The 24,484-nt window shown below is 36.8% G+C and carries 19 protein-coding genes; 15 read left to right on the forward strand and 4 right to left on the reverse strand.

The genetic code is table 11. From position 1 onward, the window contains the following. The first annotated feature begins 6 nt into the window (after window positions 1–6). Window positions 7–1,275 (forward strand): phosphoribosylamine--glycine ligase, encoded by a 1,269-nt coding sequence (purD, locus tag AC6CHR_RS14525; protein WP_498249708.1) that lies wholly within the window; start codon window positions 7–9, stop codon window positions 1,273–1,275. On the opposite strand, the gene AC6CHR_RS14530 is transcribed toward purD, so the two are convergent. Together AC6CHR_RS14530 and AC6CHR_RS14535 are read right to left on the reverse strand one after the other, a co-directional pair. Continuing rightward, the gene (locus AC6CHR_RS14530) at window positions 1,256–1,357 is read right to left on the reverse strand and encodes an EYxxD motif small membrane protein (RefSeq protein ID WP_498249709.1); all 102 of its coding nucleotides are present in this window, start codon (window positions 1,355–1,357) and stop codon (window positions 1,256–1,258) included. The genes purD and AC6CHR_RS14530 overlap by 20 nt on opposite strands. Window positions 1,358–1,533: 176 nt before the next feature. After that, a complete protein-coding gene (locus tag AC6CHR_RS14535; RefSeq protein WP_498249710.1) occupies window positions 1,534–1,821 on the reverse strand; it encodes a YgaP family membrane protein in 288 nt (95 codons plus the stop codon). 108 nt (window positions 1,822–1,929) lie between these two features. Between AC6CHR_RS14535 and AC6CHR_RS14540 the strand changes: the two genes are divergently transcribed. The 8 genes from AC6CHR_RS14540 (at window position 1,930) to pruA (ending at window position 14,604) form a co-directional block, all read left to right on the forward strand. Beyond that, window positions 1,930–3,675 (forward strand): adenine deaminase C-terminal domain-containing protein, encoded by a 1,746-nt coding sequence (locus AC6CHR_RS14540; RefSeq protein WP_498249711.1) that lies wholly within the window; start codon window positions 1,930–1,932, stop codon window positions 3,673–3,675. Window positions 3,676–3,742: 67 nt separating this feature from the next. Beyond that, window positions 3,743–4,759, forward strand: coding sequence for a DUF3048 domain-containing protein (locus tag AC6CHR_RS14545; RefSeq protein WP_498249712.1), 1,017 nt, complete (start codon window positions 3,743–3,745; stop codon window positions 4,757–4,759). A gap of 154 nt (window positions 4,760–4,913) precedes the next feature. Further along, window positions 4,914–5,228 (forward strand): YerC/YecD family TrpR-related protein, encoded by a 315-nt coding sequence (locus AC6CHR_RS14550; RefSeq protein ID WP_498249713.1) that lies wholly within the window; start codon window positions 4,914–4,916, stop codon window positions 5,226–5,228. A 903-nt stretch (window positions 5,229–6,131) separates the two neighbouring features. Next, complete coding sequence (pcrB, locus tag AC6CHR_RS14555) at window positions 6,132–6,815, forward strand: heptaprenylglyceryl phosphate synthase (protein ID WP_498249715.1); 684 nt, start codon at window positions 6,132–6,134, stop codon at window positions 6,813–6,815. A 175-nt stretch (window positions 6,816–6,990) separates the two neighbouring features. After that, complete coding sequence (gene pcrA, locus AC6CHR_RS14560; RefSeq protein WP_498249880.1) at window positions 6,991–9,213, forward strand: DNA helicase PcrA; 2,223 nt, start codon at window positions 6,991–6,993, stop codon at window positions 9,211–9,213. 135 nt (window positions 9,214–9,348) lie between these two features. Next, the gene (gene ligA, locus AC6CHR_RS14565; RefSeq protein ID WP_498249716.1) at window positions 9,349–11,379 is read left to right on the forward strand and encodes an NAD-dependent DNA ligase LigA; all 2,031 of its coding nucleotides are present in this window, start codon (window positions 9,349–9,351) and stop codon (window positions 11,377–11,379) included. 79 nt (window positions 11,380–11,458) lie between these two features. After that, window positions 11,459–12,667, forward strand: a complete 1,209-nt coding sequence (locus tag AC6CHR_RS14570) for a CamS family sex pheromone protein (protein ID WP_498249717.1) — start codon at window positions 11,459–11,461, stop codon at window positions 12,665–12,667. 389 nt (window positions 12,668–13,056) lie between these two features. Further along, on the forward strand, window positions 13,057–14,604 hold the full coding sequence (pruA, locus tag AC6CHR_RS14575) for an L-glutamate gamma-semialdehyde dehydrogenase (RefSeq protein ID WP_498249718.1): 1,548 nt from the start codon (window positions 13,057–13,059) through the stop codon (window positions 14,602–14,604). 252 nt (window positions 14,605–14,856) lie between these two features. Here pruA and AC6CHR_RS14580 read toward each other — a convergent pair whose 3' ends face one another. Next, window positions 14,857–15,282 carry a hypothetical protein gene (locus AC6CHR_RS14580; protein ID WP_498249719.1) on the reverse strand — a complete coding sequence of 142 codons (426 nt, stop codon included), beginning with the start codon at window positions 15,280–15,282 and terminating at the stop codon, window positions 14,857–14,859. A 569-nt stretch (window positions 15,283–15,851) separates the two neighbouring features. Here AC6CHR_RS14580 and putP point away from each other — a divergent pair. From putP to AC6CHR_RS14610, 6 genes are all read left to right on the forward strand, one after another. After that, the gene (gene putP, locus AC6CHR_RS14585) at window positions 15,852–17,351 is read left to right on the forward strand and encodes a sodium/proline symporter PutP (RefSeq protein ID WP_498249720.1); all 1,500 of its coding nucleotides are present in this window, start codon (window positions 15,852–15,854) and stop codon (window positions 17,349–17,351) included. 113 nt (window positions 17,352–17,464) lie between these two features. Further along, window positions 17,465–17,842 carry an Hsp20/alpha crystallin family protein gene (locus AC6CHR_RS14590; RefSeq protein WP_498249721.1) on the forward strand — a complete coding sequence of 126 codons (378 nt, stop codon included), beginning with the start codon at window positions 17,465–17,467 and terminating at the stop codon, window positions 17,840–17,842. Between the two features lie 201 nt (window positions 17,843–18,043). Then, window positions 18,044–18,334 carry an Asp-tRNA(Asn)/Glu-tRNA(Gln) amidotransferase subunit GatC gene (gatC, locus tag AC6CHR_RS14595; RefSeq protein ID WP_498249722.1) on the forward strand — a complete coding sequence of 97 codons (291 nt, stop codon included), beginning with the start codon at window positions 18,044–18,046 and terminating at the stop codon, window positions 18,332–18,334. 15 nt (window positions 18,335–18,349) lie between these two features. Then, window positions 18,350–19,807 carry an Asp-tRNA(Asn)/Glu-tRNA(Gln) amidotransferase subunit GatA gene (gene gatA / locus AC6CHR_RS14600; RefSeq protein ID WP_498249723.1) on the forward strand — a complete coding sequence of 486 codons (1,458 nt, stop codon included), beginning with the start codon at window positions 18,350–18,352 and terminating at the stop codon, window positions 19,805–19,807. Window positions 19,808–19,820: 13 nt separating this feature from the next. Beyond that, the gene (gene gatB, locus AC6CHR_RS14605) at window positions 19,821–21,251 is read left to right on the forward strand and encodes an Asp-tRNA(Asn)/Glu-tRNA(Gln) amidotransferase subunit GatB (RefSeq protein ID WP_498249724.1); all 1,431 of its coding nucleotides are present in this window, start codon (window positions 19,821–19,823) and stop codon (window positions 21,249–21,251) included. Between the two features lie 343 nt (window positions 21,252–21,594). Continuing rightward, entirely contained in the window at window positions 21,595–22,890 is a 1,296-nt protein-coding gene (locus AC6CHR_RS14610; RefSeq protein ID WP_498249725.1) for a hemolysin family protein, read from the forward strand. 79 nt (window positions 22,891–22,969) lie between these two features. On the opposite strand, the gene AC6CHR_RS14615 is transcribed toward AC6CHR_RS14610, so the two are convergent. After that, window positions 22,970–24,484 (reverse strand): potassium/proton antiporter, encoded by a 1,515-nt coding sequence (locus AC6CHR_RS14615; protein WP_498249726.1) that lies wholly within the window; start codon window positions 24,482–24,484, stop codon window positions 22,970–22,972.

Genomic DNA, 24,484 nt, shown 5'->3' on the forward strand with positions numbered 1-24,484 from the left:
AAACACATGAAGGTATTAATAATCGGTCAAGGTGGACGTGAGCACGCACTTGTATGGAAAGTTGCTCAAAGTGAACTTGTAGAGGAAGTATTTGTTGCACCAGGAAATGATGGAATGGACAAATTAGCAAAAAGAGTTCCAATTGCTGAATCAGATACAACGGGTTTGTTAAACTTTGCAAAAGAAAACATGATCGATTTGACAATAGTTGGTCCTGAAGTTCCTTTATTAAATGGTGTTGTAAATGTTTTTGAAGCTGAAGGTTTAAAGATCTTTGGACCAACGAAAGAAGCAGCTCTTGTTGAAGGAAGTAAAAACTTTGCGAAAGAACTAATGATCAAATACAACATTCCAACAGCTGATTACCAAACATTTACCGAAACAGAAGCTGCTAAAGCTTATGTTTTGGAAAAAGGTGCTCCTATTGTCATTAAAGCTGATGGACTTGCAGCTGGTAAAGGGGTAACTGTTGCAGAAACTCTTGACGTAGCACTCGAGAGCTTAACTGATATGCTAGAGGGCGCAAAGTTTGGTGATGCTTCACAATCTGTTGTTGTTGAGGAATTTCTTGCAGGTGAGGAATTTTCATTAATGGCCTTTGTAAAAGGAGAAAAAGTGTACCCGATGGTGATTGCTCAAGATCACAAACGTGCATACGATCATGATGAAGGACCTAATACTGGGGGAATGGGTGCTTATTCTCCTGTACCGCAGATACCTAATGAAGTAGTTGAAACAGCTGTTGAGACGATATTAATTCCTGCAGCAAAAGCGCTAGTAAGTGAAGGGTGCTCTTTTACAGGAATATTATATGCAGGACTGATTCTAACTCCTGAAGGACCAAAAGTAATCGAATTTAACGCACGCTTCGGTGATCCAGAAACACAGGTTGTTCTGCCTAGACTTGAGTCCGATTTAGTAGCGTCGCTCTTAGCAATTCTTGATGATAAGCCAGTTGAGCTTGTTTGGTCAAAACAGGCAGTACTAGGTGTAGTACTCGCATCAATTGGTTATCCTGAAGAATATGAAAAAGGATTACCAATCGGGGCTCTTTCTGAAACCCATGAAGATGCAGTCATTTTTCATGCGGGATCGAAAAAGTCTGGGGAAGAATTCGTTAATAATGGAGGTCGTGTAATCGTTGTTTCTGGGTATGGTGATACCATTTCTGAAGCTCAAGAACAAGCATATGGACTTGTTGAAAAGGTTGCTTCACCTAATTTATTTTATAGAAGCGACATTGGCAACAAAGCTATCAAGCACGGCGTTTCTTAATATAAACAAATAATAAAGCAATAATTCCACCGATTAATGCAATCAATATAAATGACATATCTGTTAAATATTCAAAAAACATAGCTTTACCTCCATTTTAATAATAGGTTGACTAAGGGTCTGACTCCTCCACTACACAATATATCGAGCGCCGTTTTATTCATTTAAAAACATTTCGATATAATGAGGTTGTGAGGTCTGACCCTTATGTTTCGTCAACCACTTATGTTTAGTAAGATTCTCATTACTCAAGCGATCTTAGCTCTTAAGATTGTCAAAGATTATCTTTTCTGCGTCCTCTTCAAAATCATTTTCATCGAAGTCATCTTCGTCATCAAAAAAGTCCATGTTAGAGTTTTCAAATAAATAAGTGATTGGACAGTATCTCAAGATACCCTCACCAACTTTCATCGCTGCTAGTACAATAACAACAAAATAAGAATCGCGCCATGGTTTTTTACAATATCTAGATGTTGCCCATGCAAGGACAGACAGACCGCATGTTATTCTTATTAACGCGTTGATAATACCAATATTTGGTCTCATATTATTTCCACCTTCCTAAATTTGTCATCAAATTGCAATAAAACGTTAATGCAGTAAAAATATTCATATGGTAATATAGAATCAGAAATTAGAAATGGAGGGTTCCCAATGCCCGATAGAAAATTTCAATGGAAATTAAGTCAAATACGAAAACAAATAGATGTTATTTCAAACAAACTAGCTCCAACAATTGTGTTAAAGAATGCTACTTACCTTAACTCCTATCTCCGTCAGTGGATTAAAGCAAATATTTGGATTGTCGAAGATCGGATTGTTTATGTTGGTGAACATTTACCTGAGCAAACAACAGATACGGATATCGTTGATTGTACGAATAAAGTGGTTGTTCCTGGGTATATTGAACCACACGCTCATCCGTTTCAATTATATAATCCCCTAACCTTGGCAAAGTATGTATCACAAACTGGTACAACAACATTCATAGGAGATAATTTATTTTTTCTTTTACAATACGAGAAAAAGAAAGCGCTTTCGTTTTTAGATTGGATCGATAAAATGCCTTTTCACTTTTTTTGGTGGGCCAGATTTGATTTACAAACAGAAGTGAATGGTGAAGAGAAGATATTTTCTCATGACTTCCTTAAAGAATGGTTAGAGCATAAATCAGTGATCCAAGGTGGCGAACTAACTTGCTGGCCTAAGTTGTTAGATGGGGATGACTGGATTTTATATTGGCTTAGGGAAACGAAGCGAAAAGGGAAACGTATAGAAGGGCATTTTCCTGGTGCTTCAGAGAATACATTAACAAAAATGAAATTATTCGGAGTTGATAGCGATCATGAGTCGATGACAGGTAAAGATGTAATGAAACGGTTAAAATTGGGTTATACTGCAGCTTTAAGACATTCATCCATTCGACCAGATCTCTTTAAGCTTTTAAAAGAAATACAAAATGAAGGATTGTCAACGTACGATCATTTGTATTATACAACAGATGGTGCCACTCCAACCTTCTATGAGAACGGAATGATTAATCGTTGCATAGATATAGCATTAGATTGTAACGTTCCTGCTATCGATGCTTACAATATGGCATCATTTAATATAGCAAGATATTATCAATTAGAGGACCAAATTGGTGTTATTGCACCTGGAAGAATGGCTACATTGAATATTTTAGATAGCATGGATCAGCCAGATCCTACTTCGGTAATGGCGAAAGGAACATGGCTATACAGAGAAGGGATCCCTAGTGAAGGAGTAATCGATACTGTAGATTGGGACTCACATGGGTTGCACCCATTGAATTTAGATTGGGATCTCACCGCTGATGATCTGCAATTTTCTATGCCACTTGGGATGAAAATGAGAGATTCAGTTATTATGGAACCTTATTCAGTTACAATTGACAGCTCAATGAGTGAGCTTTCAGAAAGTCATGATGAAAGTTTTCTCGCTCTTATTGATCGTGATGGTAAATGGAGAATCAATACTGTTATCAAAGGTTTTGCAAAACAAATTCAGGGATTTGCAAGCTCCTATTCGACAACAGGAGACTTCATTATTATTGGAAAGAATAAAACGGAGATGTTGGCGGCTTTTCAACGAATGAAGCAACTTGGTGGTGGTATAGTATTAACAGAGAATGGAAAAATACAATTTGAGATGTCATTACCATTAAATGGTGGGGCATCAGACGAAGACCTCAATGAAGTAATAACTAAACAAAATCAACTTAACTCACTATTACGGGACAGAGGGTATCGTTTTTCTGATCCACTTTATTCGCTGTTATTTTTATCAGCAACCCATTTACCTTATATAAGAATAACACCGAGAGGGATTTTTGACGTTATGAAAAAAACGGTACTCTTTCCGTCGATAATGCGTTAAACTATAATAGTAAAAAAGTAAGATAGGTTGTGTGGGTTTGATGAAGAGAAGTTTCTTATTTATGTTCATGTCTATTTTAATAATTTTAAGCGCTTGCAGTAACGATAATCAGAAATCCAATCATACAGATTCCGACGATAATCTCCAAGAGGAAGAGTCTGTTGATGTAATAGCAGAAGAAGAAAAAGTTGTTTATCCTCTAACTGGATTAGAAATAGAGGAAGGCGATGGAGACCAACGCCCAGTAGCCGTAATGATTAATAATCATCCTAAAGCAAGGCCGCAATCCGGTTTATATAAGGCTGACCTTGTGTATGAGGTACTATCAGAAGGTACTATTACTCGGTTTTTAGCGATCTTTCAAAGTGATTTACCGGATACGATTGGACCTGTACGAAGTGCAAGAGATTATTATGTGGATTTAAGTAAAGGCTTTGAAGCGCTTTACATCAGTCATGGCTGGAGCCCGACAGCTAAACAAAAGCTAGAAGCAGGAGAAGCAGATTACTTAAATGGGTTATTTTATGATGGGACTCTATTCTGGAGAGCCGACCATCGTAAGGCACCACACAATTCCTATATTTCGAATGAAAATATAGTAGACGGAGCAGTAGCGAATAATATTGACATAACTGCAGAAGTTGAGCCTTTTACGTTTCTTTCGAAGGAAGAAGTGGTAAGTTTACAAGGAGAACCAGCAAAGAAGTTTGTTATTAAATATGACAAGTCTGAGACATGGCATGCATCATATGAGTATAATCAAACTAATCATAGCTATAGTCGTTATAGTGATAAAGAACAAACGGTTGATTTAGAAACGGGTGAACCGATATCATTGAGCAACATTTTTGTTGTCGAAATGGACCATAAGAGATTAGATGATTATGGTAGAAGGGGCATCGACTTAACTTCTGGAGGTAAAGCAATTCTCCTGCAAAATGGCATAAAACAAGAGGTAGAATGGGAAAACCGCGAAGGTAGAATCATTCCTATCAAAAATGGAGAGATTGTAAGCTTTGTTCCAGGTAGAACGTGGGTTAATATTGTCCCTAGCATAGAGGATACATTTCTAAATCAATCGTAATAGTAAAATGCTGTTTTCGCATAAATTGCTGCTGTTCGTAAACCGCATTACTTTACGGATTTAGTCTACATATCGTGCTATATTGAAATTTGCACAATTAATAGCTGGAAAGTAGCAAACTTGTAGAAAATAGCCTAGCAAAAGGAGAATGGTTATGCAAATAGAGAAGCTACGTGGTAAAGAACTTGATCAACTATTTCAATCAGTTTTATCATTAAATAATTTAGAGGAATGTTATCGTTTTTTCGATGATCTATGTACAGTTAATGAGATTCAATCATTAGCCCAAAGACTTGAAGTGGCAAGAATGCTACGAGAGGGATTTACGTACCATAAGATCGAAACGGAAACTGGAGCAAGCACAGCAACCATTTCACGTGTGAAACGCTGTTTGAATTATGGAAATGATGCCTATCAAATGGCACTAGAGCGTGTTCACGAAGATAAGGAAAAAGCTGAAATAGAATAAAATAAGATTTATCACATCACGGATTTAAGGGAATTGCGTTCATTAGTTTCACAAGAGGTGTTTTCGCAAAGATTTTTGCTTTTCGTAATAGCACATTTTTACGTATTTATCTGTCTTTGTGCTCTATCGTTAAATGTGACTCAATCACTTTCTTTTAAAATAGCTTTTAATTATTCAAAAGGACACTTGGGGGAAGTCTTCAGGTGTCTTTTCGTTGTTTATTTATGGCTCTTTTCTAAAAGTTTGTTGCTCTAGTACTAATAAAAATCGGGTTTTGGATTTTTATTGTGTAAATTGAATCGATCCCCAAAGGGATATCAGAGTCATTTAACGAAAAGAGCACGAAGATAGGCTGAATTCGTAAAGGTTTACTTATTACGAAAAACAACAATCCTTGCGAAAACAGCCTTATTTATCTAAAACCTATTTCCCACGAAACTAGTGAAATATTCTTAAGTGGATAATCGTCTAGTAAAATAATAATAGAATTATGGTGAAATTAATATTATTGTTATCTTTCCAAGAAAAGGAATTGTGTTGTTAATCAAAAATACTTATGCTGTAATTGGTAGTTTTATAATGAGTGTAAAACGATATATACTTTTAATATATAATAAACAGTAAGAACACTTAAACAAAAAAATGTAATAGTAAGTAAGCTAGTTAGTTGAAAAAAAATAGCGTCAGAGTTTGAAGGGGTAGTCTTCAAGCTCTTTTTATGTGAAGGTATTGTACGTTTGCTCGTTTTATTCGTTGACTATTGTTCAGGTGCTTTGATCATATTTAGTCAATTAATTTGAAAATAGCTAGCAACAAACTTTAAGAGAAGAGTCTAGTTTTTTGAACCCTTGTAATTTGCTATAATAATGAAATGGATGTTTTTTGAATGGAGGATTCTAAAGCATGTATGATATTAAAGAGTGGAAACATGCGTTTAAGCTCGATCCCGATAAAGAGATAAGTGATGGGGACTTAGAGAAAATTTGTGAGTCTGGAACAGATTGTATTATCGTTGGAGGTAGCGATAATATTACTGAAGATAATGTACTAAATTTAATGTCACGAGTTCGACGTTATCTTATCCCTTGTGTTTTAGAGGTTTCAACAGTAGAATCAATCATTCCGGGTTTTGATTTATATTTTATTCCAACTGTTTTAAATAGTAGGAGTACAAAGTGGATAATTGAATTACATCATGAGGCAGTAAAGGAATATGGAGAGATTATCAATTGGGAAGAATTAATTGTCGAAGGCTATTGTATCTTGAATCCTGATTGTAAGGCAGCTGGTTTAACAGATGCAAATACTGACCTCTCGATTGAAGATGTAACGGCATATGCACGAGTTGCCGATAAAATGCTCCATCTACCGATTTTCTATTTAGAATACAGTGGGAAACTAGGCGACCTTTCAGTTGTTAAAGAAACAAAAAAGGCATTAACAGATACGAAGCTTTTCTATGGTGGTGGCATTACATCAGCTGAAGAAGCTAGAGAATTTTCTCAATTTGCTGATGTAATTGTTGTTGGAAATGTCATCTACTCGGATTTAAAAGCAGCACTTAAAACAGTTGAAGCTGTAAAGTAGAAGGTGTTTTTAAACCTTGTCATCAAGCATTAACTAAAGGTTATATCAACAAAATGAATGCGATAATAGGCAACTAGTTAATAATCCATATTTAAAAGAGGTTATAAAAAATAGTAGTCATTAGATGCATTCTTTTGATAAAATAGAACATATGTTCGTTAAGGCGGTGAAGCAATTGCAATTCCTATCAAATCAATTACTTGAAGGTTTAAATAATATGCAACAAGAAGCAGTTAAAGCAACCGATGGTCCGTTATTAATTATGGCAGGAGCAGGAAGTGGTAAAACTCGGGTGTTAACTCATCGAATTGCCTATTTAATGACAGAAAAGCAGGTTGCTCCATGGAATATTTTAGCGATTACATTTACAAATAAATCTGCACGAGAAATGAAAGATAGAATTCAACGTATTTTAGGCCCAGGTGCGGATGACATATGGATTTCAACCTTCCACTCAATGTGTGTCCGTATTCTACGTAGAGATAGTGACAGAATGGGAATTAATCGTAACTTTTCAATCCTAGATACGACAGATCAATTGTCAGTGATTAAAAAGGTACTAAAAGAAAAGAATCTAGATCCAAAAAAGTACGACCCACGAAGTATGTTAGGGTCAATTAGTAGTGCTAAAAACGAACTGCTTACTCCTGAAGAGTTTGATAAAGCAGCTAGTAGTCATTATGAACAAATAGTGAGTGATATTTATAAGGAATATCAAAGAAAGCTTCGCAAAAATCAGTCTCTTGATTTTGATGACTTAATCATGACGACAATTCAATTGTTCCAACGGGTACCGGAAGTTCTTGAATCCTATCAACGGAAATTTCAATATATTCATGTTGATGAGTATCAGGATACAAACAGAGCACAGTATATGTTAGTAAAGTTTTTAGCAGCCCGGTTTAAGAATCTTTGTGTTGTTGGGGATTCAGACCAATCCATTTATCGCTGGAGGGGCGCTGACATTGCAAATATCCTCTCATTTGAAAAAGATTATCCTGAAGCAAATGTTATTTTACTGGAACAAAACTATCGTTCCACTAGTTTAATTTTAGAAGCTGCGAATGAGGTTATCAAAAATAATTCAAATCGTAAACCGAAAAAGCTATGGACTGAAAATCAACAAGGTGCAAAAATCACCTATTATCGTGCAGATAGTGAATCTTCTGAAGGACAATTTGTTGCAGGAAAAATCAAACAACTTGTAGACTCAGGACAAAGAAAACTTTCAGAAATTGCTGTATTATACCGAACAAATGCCCAATCTAGGATTATTGAGGAAGTTTTACTTAAATCGAATTTAAACTATCAAATTGTTGGTGGGATCAAGTTCTATGATCGTAAGGAGATAAAGGACTTACTTGCATATTTAAAATTAATTGCAAATCCAGATGATGATATTAGTTTATCACGTGTAATCAATGTACCGAAAAGAGGTGTTGGTTCAACATCTGTAGACAAGATTGCAAATTATGCTTTAGATAAAGATTTGTCACTATTTCAAGCTCTATTCGAAATTGAACACATAGGAGTTAGTGGAAGAGTTGTCAATGCATTAGTTGAATTCCGCGACTTGATTAGAAATCTTGGTAATACGCAGGAGTATTTATCGGTAACTGAGCTAGCAGAAGAGATTCTAGAGAAATCTGGCTATCGCGATTCACTTAAGCAAGATAAAACCATTGAAGCGCAAAGTCGTTTAGAGAATATTGATGAGTTTTTATCTGTAACACAAACGTTTGAAAAACAAAATGAAGATAAAAGTTTAGTCGCATTCTTGACAGATCTAGCGTTAATCTCTGATATTGATAAACTCGAGGAAGATGATCAGGAAAATAGCGATGCATTAGTGTTAATGACTCTTCACTCTGCAAAAGGATTAGAGTTTCCGGTCGTATTCTTAATCGGATTAGAAGAAGGAGTTTTCCCACATAGTCGTTCTTTAATGGAAGAAGACGAGATGGAGGAAGAGCGTCGATTGGCATACGTAGGAATTACAAGAGCAGAAAAAGAACTATTCTTAACAAACGCTCAAATGCGTACGTTATATGGACGAACCAATATGAATCCTGAATCTCGGTTTATTTCTGAAATCCCAACAGAACTAATAGAAAATTTAAATGAAACCATGTCCAAAAAAGCAAAATCATCAGCATCATCTAAACAAGGTCGTCGTCTAGAAAGTCGCCCACCAGTATCAAGACCTATGGTTGCAACAACCGGTGGAGACGAAATACCTTGGGCTGTCGGAGATAAAGCCGGACATAAAAAGTGGGGAACTGGTACTGTAGTAAGTGTAAAAGGCACAGGAGAAGGAAAGGAATTAGACATCGCCTTCCCAAGCCCTATCGGCATAAAGCGCCTGCTAGCAAAATTTGCACCGATCAACCGCGTGTAACCATGAAAAGCGTAAGCGCCTTGAACAGCCCCGACAATCATAAGAAGCTCTAACATAGAGCTTCTTAACCTGTACATATAGAAGCCTTTTGCTAAGGAAGAAAAGAAAGACCGGTAGAAAGGATTGGACATTTAAATGGATAAACAATCGGCAATCAAACGAATTCAAGAGCTACATGAATTACTAAACACTTATAACTATGAGTACAATGTTTTAGATCAGCCAAGTGTGCCTGATTCTGAATATGATCGATTGATGCAGGAATTGATTAAAGTGGAATCAGAATATCCAGAATTGAAATCTGCTGATTCTCCGACTCAAAGGGTTGGAGGAACGGTGTTAGGAGCTTTTCAAAAGGTTGTTCATCGAACACCGATGCTTAGCCTTGGGAATGCCTTTAATGAGGATGATCTCCGGGATTTTGACCGTCGTGTGAGGCAAGCTGTCGGAGATGATGTTCAATATGTAGTAGAGATGAAAATTGATGGATTGGCTGTTTCTTTGCGTTATGAGAATGGTCAATTTGTACAAGGTGCTACTCGTGGAGATGGAACAACAGGTGAGGATATTACAGAAAATCTCAAAACGATTCGTTCGATTCCTCTAAGGTTAAAGAGTGAATTGTCCTTTGAGGTACGTGGTGAGGCGTTTATGCCTAAGAAGTCGTTTGAGAACCTTAATGAACGACGACTCCAACTTGAGGAAGAGCCGTTTGCTAACCCTCGTAATGCTGCAGCTGGTTCAATCAGACAGCTTGATCCTAAAATTGCGGCAAAACGGAATTTGGATATTTTTGTTTATAGCATTGCAGATTTAGGTGGGACTGGTGTTCAAAGGCATAGTGAAGCTTTAGATCTACTAGAAGAAGTAGGGTTTAAAACGAATAAGGAACGAAGGAAATGTCACAATATTGACGAAGTTTTAGCGGTTATTGAGGGGATTTCTGGAAAAAGGCAGACTTTATCATATGATATTGATGGTATAGTTGTTAAGGTAGACTCTCTTGCTCAGCAAGAAGAACTTGGATTTACTTCCAAGAGTCCTCGGTGGGCGATAGCGTACAAATTTCCAGCTGAGGAAGTTTTAACAAAGCTATTAAGCATTGAATTAAGTGTCGGTCGTACCGGAGTGATTACACCAACTGCCATTCTAGAAGCAGTCAGAGTTGCAGGTACAACAGTTCAGCGTGCCTCTCTTCATAATGAGGATTTAATCAGGGAGAAGGATATTAAGATTGGTGATACGGTTGTAGTGAAAAAGGCAGGAGATATTATTCCTGAGGTTGTCAATGTCCTCGTAGACCGTCGTACGGGTGAAGAACAAACCTTTACCATGCCTACTCATTGTCCTGCATGTGAAAGTGAGTTAGTTCGAATTGAAGGAGAGGTTGCTCTTCGTTGCATTAATCCACAATGTCCTGCACAAATAAAAGAAGGACTCATTCATTTCGTATCAAGAAATGCAATGAACATCGATGGACTTGGTGAAAGAGTCGTAGTCCAATTATTTCAAGAGGGATTAATTAATGATGTAGCGGATATCTATCGATTAACGAGAGAACAGCTTCTCCAGCTAGAGAGAATGGGCGAAAAGTCAACTGATAACTTATTGAGTGCTATTGCTCAATCGAAGGAAAATTCGCTTGAAAGATTATTATTTGGGCTAGGCATTCGACATGTTGGGGCAAAAGCGGCGAAAACATTAGCTCAACAATTTGAAACACTAGAACAACTTAAACAAGCTTCAAAAGATGATCTTATTGCCATTGATGAGATCGGTGAAAAGATGGCTGATGCAGTCGTTACCTATTTTGAAAATCCGGAAGTTCAGCATTTAATAAATGAACTTATCTTGTTAGGTGCTAACACCACTTACAACGGACCAAAGCTAATAAAAATAGAGGATAGTGATTCATATTTAGCAGGTAAAACAGTTGTGTTAACAGGGAAACTAGAACAACTAACACGAACTGAAGCAAAAGAGGGAATCGAAGCTTATGGTGGTAAAGTTACTGGTAGTGTAAGTAAAAGTACCGATCTAGTAGTAGCAGGTGAAGCGGCAGGTAGCAAGCTGAAAAAAGCTGAGGAATTAAATATAGAAGTATGGGATGAGGCAAGGCTCATAACTGAACTCTTGTCAAAACAAAATTCACTTTTGAATTCGTAAACATACATCTGTATTAAAAAATAGAATACCACTCGATAAATAATCATGGTATTAAACTAATTAAGAGGTGTGAGCTCACTTGAAAAAGAGATTATGTATGGTGTTAGCAGGCTTTTTCCTATTAACGGCTTGTGCACCTAATTTTGGAGAGCAAGAGGAAATCGTGCAGGAAACAAAGGACGACTCAAAGGAAAAAGCTATCATCCCTAAATACAATATTTCAGATTCGTATTATAGGGCGATATTGACTGAAACTCCGGGTCAATCTAGTTTTAAGCCAGGGGAAGCGAGAGGTCTAGTTTCGCAACAATTGAATACTCGTTTAGATATTGATGAATTTGAGACAGGGTTAATGAGAGTAGCACAGAATTCATTTGCTCCAGATAAGTACTTATATCAAGAAGGACAATACCTAAAGGGAGATGTCATTAAAAGTTGGTTACGTAGAAAGCTTACTGGTAAGGAATTAACAGATGCCCAAGCAACAGCTAAAAAGGCAGATAAAGGCTATACAGAGTTAGGTCTGAATCCAGGCTTACCGGCTGAAGGAGATCTGGAAACTATTCATAAAAAATATCCAATCTACCTATCACATATCTTGGAACATAATTACTTAATTCGTAAAGATGACAATACCGTGGAATTGGGTGGAGTGGTTATTGGTTTAGCAATGAATTCCGTTTACTATTTTAGACAAGAAGATGGTTTTGCACGTGAAAAGGAGATAAGCACTAGTGAACTTCTCTCCAAAGGGAAGGAAATTTCACAAGACGTTATTAATCGAGTAAGAAGCACAAAAGGGTTAGAAAAAGTGCCAATTGTCATTGCGATTTATGAGCAAGAGAAGAAATCATCGATCGTGCCTGGGAACTTTGTTGCCAAATCAGTTATCAAAGAAGGTAGTAATAGTCTTGGGAAATGGGATGAGATTAAGGAAGACTATTATTTCTTTCCTTCAGAAAAAGCAAAAGCAGACCATCGTGATGATCTCCAGATGTTCAATTCGTTTAAAACAGACATTGAAACTTTTTTCCCGAACTACACAGGTGTAATCGGGAAGGCATTTTATCAAAATGATGAACTAAGTCACTTAGATATCGAGATTCCTATGCAATTTTATGGAAAGGCTGAGGTTATAGCTTTCACACAGTTTGTCACAGGGAAAGTGATGGATTCCTTTCCAGACTATATGACGCTCGAAGTAAATGTTATGTCAAACTCTGGGCAAGAAGCGCTCATTCTCAAAGAGACCAATCAAGAAGAACCTACAGTCCATATATATAAGTAAGTTAATAATAAGGACTTAAAAACAAATAGCCAATTAAGCAACCGACAAGCTAAGGACTAAATCTTAGCTTGTTTTTTTTTTGCCAATCTTATTCAACATTGGCTATTCTTGTGTTTTCTTCGTTTAGGAAAAACATTTTTTCTTGAATTCATTAAGGTAGTTCGTTAAAAATTCAATAGCAGATTATTTAAACGGAGAAATGCAACAAACTTTTAGAAAAGAGCTAAAATAAAAGAATCATTTCTACCTATCTGAATGCATACCAATGAAGCATGAGCCATCATTTTTAGATTCTTCTAAATCTAATAGTTGGTTATCACTCAATTTTTAGTATTCCTATCTGAACAAAAGGAGTATATAGGAAAGTATATTAGAAGGAGGCGGTAGAATTGGTAGTACCTTATAAGCATGAACCTTTCACAGACTTTTCCGTTGATAAAAATAAACAAGATTTTGCAAAGGGTCTTGAGGTTGTTGAAGCTTATTTAAATCAAGATTATGATTTGGTTATCGGTGGAGAGCGGTTCTCAACGGAGGATAAGATCATATCAATTAATCCCGCTAACAAAGAAGAGGTTGTTGGGATCGTTTCAAAGGCGACGAAGGACCATGCTGAGAGAGCAATGAAAATTGCTGATGAAACATTTCAAACTTGGCGGAAAACGAAGACGGAAGTGAGGGCTGATATTTTGTTCAGGGCTGCAGCTATTGTTCGACGACGCAAGAACGAGTTCTCAGCGCTCCTTGTTAAAGAGGCTGGTAAGCCATGGAATGAAGCAGATGCTGATACAGCAGAGGCAATCGACTTTATGGAATACTATGGGAGACAGATGCTGAAATTAAGAGAGGGTATCCCTGTTGAAAGTCGAAAAATTGAGTACAATCGTTACAATTATATACCGCTTGGAGTGGGAATTATCATTTCGCCCTGGAATTTTGCCTTTGCCATCATGGCAGGAATGACTTCGGCAGCACTTGTGTCGGGAAATACTGTCATTGTGAAACCAGCAAGTACAACACCAGTTGTTGCTGCTAAATTTATTGAAGTGTTAGAAGAAGCGGGTTTGCCACCTGGTGTAGTTAACTATGTACCCGGAAGCGGTTCGGAGGTGGGTGATTATTTTGTCGATCATCCAAGAACTCGTTTTATTAGCTTTACCGGGTCTAGAGATGTTGGAGTGCGTATCTATGAAAGGGCAGCAAAAGTTCATGAGGGACAGAAATGGCTAAAACGGGTGATCGCAGAGATGGGTGGTAAGGATACGATCGTGGTTGATTCAACGGCTGACCTTGAATTAGCTGCACAATCAATCGTAGCTTCTGCATTTGGCTTTTCAGGACAAAAATGCTCAGCATGCTCTCGTGCAGTTATTCTAGAGGACGTATACGATCAAGTGCTGCATCGAGCAGTAGAATTAACGAAACAGCTTACCGTTGGGGAGGCCAATGAACCGACTGTTTATATGGGACCAGTGATCGATCAGGGGGCATATCAAAAAATCATGAGTTATATTGAAATAGGAAAACAAGAGGGAAACTTGGTTGCAGGTGGGAACGGTGACGATTCAAAAGGTTACTTTATTGAACCGACAATATTTGCGGATGTTGATGAAGATGCGCGAATTATGAAAGAAGAAATATTTGGTCCGGTGGTAGCTTTTTGTAAAGCGAGTCATTTTGATCATGCCTTAATGATTGCAAATAATACTGACTATGGTCTTACAGGAGCGGTTTTAACAAACAATCGTGAACATATTGAAAAGGCCCGAGAAGATTTCCATGTCGGAAACCTTTATTTTAATCGCGGTTGTACAGGGGCAATTGTGGGTTATCAACCATTTGGTGGTTTTAATATGTCTGGAACAGATTCTAAAGCTGGAGGACCTGATTATCTATTGCTGCATTTGCAGGCGAAAACAACCTCTGAAATGCTATAAGAATAGCGCAAGCGTCTTGGTCAGCCCTGACAAGCATAAGACGTCATTGAAATGAAGGTGTTCTTTCCTTCAATTCATAAGTGGCTTATGAACTAGGAAAAAGTGAATTTTCTTTTTCCCTCGAGGGGCTAAGCGCTGGAACTGGACACAAAACCTATGTAAAAAGCATAAATAACACTGATACTTTAAACCAAACAGGGACTAACTAGAAATCATCCTAGTTAGTCCCTGTTTTATTGTTTCTATATAATATTACCCTTGCCAATAATAGGGTTCATCGTCTTGTTTATGATTATGTATGCCTGGATTATTAGTAGTATTGTCTGTTGGAACAGGAGAATAATTGTCATCATTTTTCTTGAATGTGGCTTCGGTGTTTACCTGTGTGTGGCTAATTGTTTTCTCAGATAGAACGTTAATCAACTGAGCAGTAAGCTCACTTCTTTTCTGATATTCACTAAGAAACAATGTGAATGATAGAATGATCCCACCACCAATTAGCGAAGAAAAATATGGACCTAGAGAACTCATGAATTGAAGCATCATAAATTGAATAGAACCACCATAGTTTTCCATTTCACTTTGTGCAGACTGATAGGCCATTGATAGATGATTGATCATTCCAACAGCACCTAAAAGTATAAGAAATCCTCCAAAGCCCATTAAAAATTTTTTCACCAAGTTCATCTCCTGAATATGATTCTTTTTCTTACAATTTTACCATGCTCATTATGAATCTTCTAGAAAACAAATAATTTTGATGAAAAACAGTATAATATTTCAAAAATAAACCATAATATTTTCATAGCATTATTACAAAAAAAATTCACAAAAAAGACAAACTTCCGCAAAAAAAGTATTGATTTTTTGAAAAAGTCTAAATTTAATTTTATAAGTTTTCATGAATAGATATGATAAAAAATAGGCTATATTGCCTAAAAAATACGTTTTGATGAATATATATACATTTTATCAATTTTAAAAATTATCGTAATTTGTTAGGTGTGTCATATTGTGTTACGATTGTATACGTCCTGTGGGCATCGTTAACCTACTAATCTATATTGAACAATCATCATGAAATTGCATAAGTTTGCATAAGGATTTGTTGATGGCACATTTAGGAGGTGAGGAACTCTATGGAACACGCATTAACAGGAGCTACGTGGTTTTGGTTATTTGTACCAATGTTAGCTTTAGTCGTGATATCAATTATAACTAATTTTACAGAAAGGAGTGAATAGTCTATGGATACTGGTGTTTTAATTACATTTATTATTTATTTAGTTGGTATGCTAGCAATTGGTGTAGTTGCATTTCGAATGACCAACGATTTATCGGATTATGTTTTAGGTGGAAGACGCTTAGGACCTGGTGTAGCAGCACTTAGTGCGGGAGCATCGGATATGAGTAGTTGGTTATTAATGGGGCTACCTGGAGCAGTATACGCAGCTGGTGGTATGAATCAAATATGGTTAGCCGTAGGTCTAGCAGTTGGTGCATACTTAAACTGGCAATTCGTAGCTAAGCGTTTAAGAACCTATACAGAGGTTGCTAATGACTCTATAACAATTCCTGACTTCTTAGAAAATCGATTTAGAGATGGTTCTAGATTATTACGAATCATATCTGCATTAGTAATATTATTGTTTTTCACGTTCTATACATCTTCAGGTATGGTAGGTGGAGCAAAATTATTTGAGGCTTCATTTGGACTAAGCTATACCTCAGCCTTATGGATCGGTGCAATTGTTATTATTTCTTATACATTCCTCGGAGGATTTTTAGCGGTTAGTTGGACTGACTTTGTTCAAGGATTATTAATGTTCCTTGCATTAATTATTGTTCCAATCGTTGCAATCTCAAAACTTGGTGGCTGGAATGAAACAGTTAATAAAGTTGGGGAACTCGATGAAATGTATTTAGATGCTTTTTCGGGAATGTCTACATTAGCGATTATATCCTTATTAGCATGGGGTTTAGGCTATTTTGGACAACCGCATATTCTCACTCGGTTCATGGCATTAAGATCTGTAAAGGATGTTCCGAAGGCTAGAATGATCGGTACAATCTGGATGATTTTTGCTCTATTCGGTGCTATTTTCACGGGATTTGCAGGAATTGCCTATTTTGCAGATTCACCACTTCCTGATGGAGAGCAAGTATTTATTTTATTCTCTCAAGTGTTATTTCATCCATTGGTAGCAGGTGTTTTATTAGCTGCAATTTTGGCAGCAATTATGAGTACAATCGATTCACAGTTGCTAGTTTCTTCAAGTGCTGTAGCAGAAGACTTTTATAAAGGTATTTTAAGAAAAGATGCATCAGAAAAAGAATTAGTATGGGTAGGTCGGATTTCTGTTGCTGTTATTGCATTAATAGCGATATTATTAGCTTCAAATCCAGATAGCTCAGTACTAGATTTAGTAAGTTATGCTTGGGCAGGATTTGGCGCTGCATTTGGTCCTGTAATCATTCTATCCCTTTTCTGGAAACGTACAAATCGTTGGGGAGCACTGGCAGGAATGATCGTAGGAGCAGTTACAGTTGTATTATGGAAGATATTATCTACACCTAAGTTAGACGCTGCAGGTGAGGTTATTCAGGAAGCTGTCATTCCGTTTAGCCTATACGAAATCGTACCAGGTTTTATCTTTGCATTAGTGGCCGTAATAGTTGTGAGCTTAGTAACTGAGCCTCCATCTAAAGAAATTGAAGAAGAATTCGAACAAGCTAAATTATCATAATAAGAAAGTAGGAACAGGGGGTTAAAACCCCTGTTTTTTTCTTTGTCATTTTTTTATAGGCAAAATCCACTATCGAACATAGGATAGTATTATTATGTTTGGAGGGATTTGCTGTGACTGACCCAATGAAGATGATGAATGAGTTTTTTCGGAATCGTACAAAACGAACACTTTTAGACTCGATAGACAGTGCTTTCGCAAAAACCACTCCGGTTAGTTTTTATACTGAGGTCATAGAAAATGAAAGGCATTTCAAAATTATTGCTGAACTCCCGGGTGTACCAAAAGGAGACATTCAGGTAGAGATTCGTGGAGATGAGGTTTTAATTGTAGTAAAGACGCAGGAGCAACTTCCAAGAAAAATAGGGGGAGTGAGTAGAGTACCGTTAGCGAATGATGTCATCAAAGACACAATGAAGGCCGTCTATAGACATGGTATGCTTACCATTACACTAGATAAAAGGAAACCAACGAGAATTGAAATTGAATAGTTTGTACCGCTGGTGATGATAAGCTAGCGGTTTTTTTTGCTTAATAATATGGATTTCTAACGGAAAACAATGAAGAATGGATAAAAAGTTCTTAAGTCACCTAAAGCTCCAACTGCATTTAGTATGAATTGTTGATTAAATAGTCCTTAGTTTGGTATCATCAGAGTATTGTAAGTGGACGATATGGTGGAGGTGAAGGATATGTCAAGAATTTCAAATGACCAAGTGAAATATGTAGCAAATTTAGCACGCTTAGCTGTAACAGATGAGGAAGCAGAGGTATTAACAAACCAATTAGATGCAATCATTACATTTGCTGAGTTACTTAATGAAGTGGATACAGAGAATATAAAACCAACAACTCATGTTTTAGATTTAAAAAATATCATGAGAGAAGATATTGCTAAAAAAGGATTAGACAATACAGAAGTAATAAAAAATGCACCAGATCATGCAGATGGGTATATACGCGTACCATCAATTCTAGAATAAAAGGGGGGGACAAGCATGCCATTATTTGATCGCAAAATATCAGAATTGAAAGAACTTTTACATAAGAAAGAAATAAAAGTCTCTGATCTAGTTGATGAGTCATATGCACGAATTAAAGAGGTAGATGACAAAGTAGGAGCATTTTTAACGTTAAATGAAGAACATGCACGTACATATGCGAAAGAACTTGACGAAGCGTTAGGTAATCGTGATGAATTCGGTTTATTATTTGGAATGCCTATAGGTGTAAAAGATAACATAGTTACGAAGGGCTTACGGACCACTTGTGCTAGTAAAATTTTAGAAAACTTTGATCCTATTTACGATGCAACTGTTGTTAAGCACCTACAAAGTGCTGAAGCTGTCACAATCGGTAAATTGAATATGGATGAGTTTGCAATGGGTTCGTCTACGGAAAACTCAGGATACAAAGTAACAAAAAACCCATGGAATTTGGATACAGTACCTGGAGGATCAAGTGGTGGGTCAGCAGCAGCGGTTGCAGCTGGTGAAGTTCCGTTTTCACTTGGTTCAGATACTGGTGGTTCAATTCGTCAACCAGCGGCGTTTTGTGGGGTTGTAGGACTTAAGCCGACATATGGTCGAGTATCTCGTTTTGGATTAGTGGCCTTCGCATCCTCTCTTGATCAAATTGGTCCAATCACTCGTACTGTTGAAGATAATGCTTTTCTTCTACAATCAATTTCAGGTGCGGATGAGATGGATTCAACTTCAGCAAATATTGAGGTGCCTGATTTCCTTTCCTCTCTTACTGGTGATGTAAAAGGATTGAAAATTGCTGTACCAAAAGAATATATAGGTGAAGGTGTATCTGAAGAAGTGAAGCAATCTGTACTTGAAGCTCTTAAAGTTCTTGAAGGACAAGGTGCAACATGGGAAGAGGTATCCTTACCACATTCTAAATATGCGTTAGCTACATATTACTTATTATCTTCTTCTGAAGCATCTGCAAATCTTTCACGCTTTGATGGTATACGCTATGGCCATCGTACAGATAATGCAGAGAACTTGATTGACTTATACAAGCAAAGTCGTGCAGAAGGCTTTGGTAATGAAGTTAAACGTCGTATCATGCTCGGAACCTTTGCTCTTAGCTCAGGTTACTATGATGCTTACTATAAAAAAGCACAAAAGGTACGTACTTTAATTAAGAAGGACTTTGAAGATATTTTTGAAAAATTTGATGTCATTATCGGACCAACTACACCAACACCAGCTTTTAAAATTGGTGAAAATGTAAAAGATCCATTAACAATGTATGCAAATGATATTTTAACGATCCCTGTAAATCTTGCGGGAGTGCCTGGAATCTCTGTTCCTTGTGGACTTTCAAAAGGACTACCACTTGGATTACAAATAATCGGTAAACACTTTGATGAAAGCACGATCTACCGCGTTGCCCATGTTTTTGAACAATCAACAGAACATCATAAAGCAAAACCTGAATTGTAAGGGGTGAGAAAAAGTGAATTATGAAACGGTTATCGGACTAGAAGTCCATGTCGAATTAAAAACAGATTCAAAGATTTTTTCTAGTGCACCAAATCATTTTGGGGCCGAGCCTAACACAAATACAACAGTTGTTGAATTAGGTTATCCTGGTGTATTGCCAGTGTTGAATAAAAAGGTAGTCGATTTCGCCATGAAGGCGTGTATGGCACTAAATTGTGAAGTAGCGACAGAAACAAAGTTTGATCGCAAAAATTACTTTTATCCTGACAATCCCAAAGCCTACCAAATCTCTCAATTTGATAAGCCGATTGGCGAGAATGGCTGGGTTGATATTGAGGTAAATGGAGAAACAAAACGAATTGGAATTACCCGTATTCATATGGAAGAGGATGCAGGTAAGTTGACTCATACAGGTGATGGTTACTCATTAGTTGACTTAAATCGTCAAGGTACACCACTTGTTGAAATCGTCTCTGAGCCAGACATTCGTACACCTGAAGAAGCATATGCTTACTTGGAGAAGTTAAAGGCGATCATCCAGTATACAGAAGTTTCTGACTGTAAAATGGAAGAAGGCTCTCTCCGTTGTGATGCAAACATTTCTCTACGTCCAGTTGGTCAAGAGGAATTCGGAACAAAGACGGAACTAAAAAACTTAAATTCATTTGCTTTCGTACAAAAGGGCTTAGAATATGAAGAGAAACGTCAAGAAAAAGTCCTCCGTTCCGGTGGTGTTATTGGCCAGGAGACACGTCGTTATGATGAATCGACAAAAAAGACAGTCCTAATGCGTGTAAAAGAAGGGTCTGACGATTATCGTTATTTCCCAGAACCAGATTTAGTAGACATTTATATTGATGAAGAATGGAAGGAACGCATTCGCTCATCAATTCCAGAACTACCAGACTCACGCCGTAAACGCTATGTGGCAGAGCTTGGTTTACCTGAATATGATGCCCAAGTATTAACAATGAATAAGGACATATCCGACTTCTTTGAACAAACCCTTGTAGCCGGTGCAGAAGCGAAACAAGCTTCAAACTGGATGATGGGTGAAGTATCAGGTTATCTGAACGCTGAAGGAAAAGAACTTAATGATGTTGCTCTTACAGCTGAGGGATTAGCTGGAATGATCAAACTAATCGAAAATGGCACGATATCTTCTAAAATCGCTAAACAGGTTTTCAAAGAATTAATTGAAAATGGGGGCGACGCAGAAAAAATCGTTAAAGAAAAAGGATTAGTCCAAATTTCAGACGATGAAACGCTTCGTAAATTTGTTACAGAAGCTCTAGACGCTAACCCACAATCTGTTGACGATTTTAAAAATGGCAAGCAAAAGGCCATTGGTTTCTTAGTCGGTCAAATTATGAAAGCTTCTAAGGGACAAGCAAATCCACCAATGGTCAATAAACTATTGATGGAAGAAATACAAAAACGTTAATCACAGCAAATAAATAGAAAAATTATATGAGAGAGAGCGGTGTAGCAATAAATACCGCTCTTTTTTTGATGGAAAGTAGTGATTATTGTGGAAAGGTAATGAATGATTAAATGGGCCTCTCTACATGGATACACCAACTAAACAGGTTATTAAGTCACAAACTCAATTAGCTGAAACAAACCACATTAATTAAACCACATACGAAACTAAACCCCGTCACCCACAAGTTCATTGTTTTGACTATCATGAAATGGGTATTAAATGTAATACGATGTTGAAGCGTACTAATTACGATATTTTTCTTATGGGGAGGTGTAGGTCTTACTATGGTAAGACTACTTCATTGATAGCTATTAACTTATTATTGATTGCTTTATTAATTGCATTGACTGGTTTTTTTGTGGCGATAGAATTTGCTATTGTAAAGGTTAGAACTTCAAGGATTGACCAACTTATAGCTGAAGGGAAAAAAGGAGCACTTTCTGCTAAAAAGGTCGTTACACATTTAGATGAATATTTATCAGCTTGTCAACTGGGAATAACAGTGACTGCTTTGGGGTTGGGGTGGTTAGGAGAACCTACGGTAGAGAAGCTTCTGCATCCTTTGTTTGAGTATTTCAATTTGAATGAATCATTAACTCATATTTTATCGTTTGCGATTGCCTTTTCTGTGGTTACCTTTTTACATGTGGTAGTAGGAGAACTTGCTCCTAAAACTGTAGCCATACAACGGGCAGAAGCAATAACTATATTATTATCAGGTCCAATTATCTGGTTTTACAAAATTATGTATCCATTTATTTGGTTTCTAAATGGGTCTGCTAGATTACTCGTCAGTCTGTTTGGTATGAAACCTGCTTCTGAAAATGAGCTCGCTCATTCCGAAGAAGAACTAAGAATATTAATGTCAGAAAGCTATAAAAAAGGTGAAATTAACAAGAATGAATTAAAATATGTAAACAATATTTTTGAATTTGATGAAAGAATCGCAAAGGAAATAATGGTTCCGCGTACTAATATCATTAGTATTCCCATTGAGGAATCGTTAAATGGTGTAATTGATATTATAAAAACGGAAAATTATACGAGATATCCGATTGTCGATGGTGATAACGACCATATTGTAGGATTTATTAATATGAAAGAAGTATTAACTGACAAAGTGATGAAGGGAGACCGCACTGTAGATTTAACAATCGAGGCATATATTAATCCAATTATTCGTGTTATCGAAACAATTCCGATACATGACTTATTGGTTAAAATGCAAAAGGAACGGATCCATATCGCCGTTTTACTAGATGAATATGGCGGAACATCTGGGTTAGTAACGGTTGAAGATATTCTCGAAGAAATAGTTGGAGAAATTAGGGATGAATTCGATGATGATGAAGTTTCTGAAATTCGTAGGTTAAACGAAGATCACTATATACTTGATGCAAAGGTATTAATAGATGATGTAAATAATTTATTAGAAATCAACTTAGTCGAGAAAGAGATTGATACAATTGGCGGTTGGATACTAACACAAGACTTTGATGCAGAGGTTGGAACGGAAATAGAAAGGGACGGGTTTATATTTAAGGTCCTAGAAATTGAAAGTCGTAATATTCGTTATCTAGAAGTGTGGAAGCGATAAAAGAATAATAAGGAGTAGTAAACAAGAGAGGTCAACTCATTCAAAATGAGCCAGCCTCTCTTGTTTACTAATGAAATGATTAACTAGATTCTTTTATGTCTTCTTTTTCAGTGGTGTCTCTATTTTTCTTTTCTGTAAGGAGTTGTTTTAAATTTGATTTACTCCTCTTAGATGTAAGGATATAGAGAAAGTCACCTGGAATAATTGTAGTGCTTCCTATTGGTGTAATAAGTTGATCATTTCTAATAATTGCGTTAACTAAGGCACCTTCGGGAAATGGTATATCTAATAAAGTTTTACCGGCAATGGCTGTGTCTGTATTAATTTGAAATTCAATCATTTCCGTATTTACTTTACCAAGTGTAACGAGTTCAAGGGAATGCATAGGTGTTGATATTTTAGGGCCTGTCAATCCTAGTTTTTCTGCTAGGTTTGTAACGGTTGACCCTTGTATTAGACAACTCGTAAGAACCACGAAGAATACAACATTAAAGATAAGCTGACTACCTTCGATACCTGCTAACAAAGGAAAGGTAGCTAATACAATTGGAACGGCTCCTTTAAGTCCAGCCCAGGAGAGAAAAACTAATTCCTTATTTGTGTATTTCATGCCTATCGTTGAGATCAGTACAGCAACAGGTCTAGCGACTAAGATAAGAATGACTGATATTAATAAGCCTTTTAGAACAATGTCCCATGTAAAGAGTTCGGAAGGAAATACTAATAATCCTAAAATAACGAACATTGCGATTTGCATCATCCATGCAAAGCCTTCTGAAAATCTAAAAATAGATTGTCTATAAGCGATTTCAGCATTACCAATGATGATCGCTAATACATAAACAGCTAGTAGACCACTACCGTTCATAAATGCGGTTATTCCATAAGTTAGTAGGGCAAATGCAATAGAAAAGATCGGGTAGAGTCCACTTGAATCAAGGTTGATACGATTTAACGCTTTTACTGCGAGCTTACCTGCAATAAACCCTAATACAATACCTAGTCCCATTTGGACAAAGAAAGTACCAATCAAATTGAGAATATTTGTATCAGGAATTGTAATTAGTTCAATCATAGCAACAGTTAAAAACACGGCCATTGGATCGTTTGAGCCTGATTCTGCTTCTAACGTACTACCAATTCGATCTTTAATATTCTGTCCTTTTAAGACAGCAAAAACTGCAGCGGCATCAGTTGATCCAACAATTGCGCCGAACAAAATTGCTTGTAACCAGCCAAGGTCAAGAATGAACCATGCTGCAACCGCGATAATACCAGAGGTTAAAAGAACACCAATTGTTGCAAGGGATAAAGAAGGGAGAATAACGGGACGAAGTGTGTTCCATCTTGTTTGGAGTCCACCTTCAAAAAGAATAATAACGAGTGCAAATACACCAATCATTTGTGCCGTGCTCGCATTATCAAAATAAATAATACCTAATACATCGCTTCCCATTATCATGCCAACCATAATAAATAGAACGAGTGCAGGAACACCTAGCCTAGCTGAAAACTTTGTGGTTAAAACACCAACAATTAATAAGATGGCAGTAAGTAAAACAAAAGTGTCAGTGTGTAAAATATCTGCAAACAT

The organism is Metabacillus sp. GQ13 (assembly GCF_059758525.1).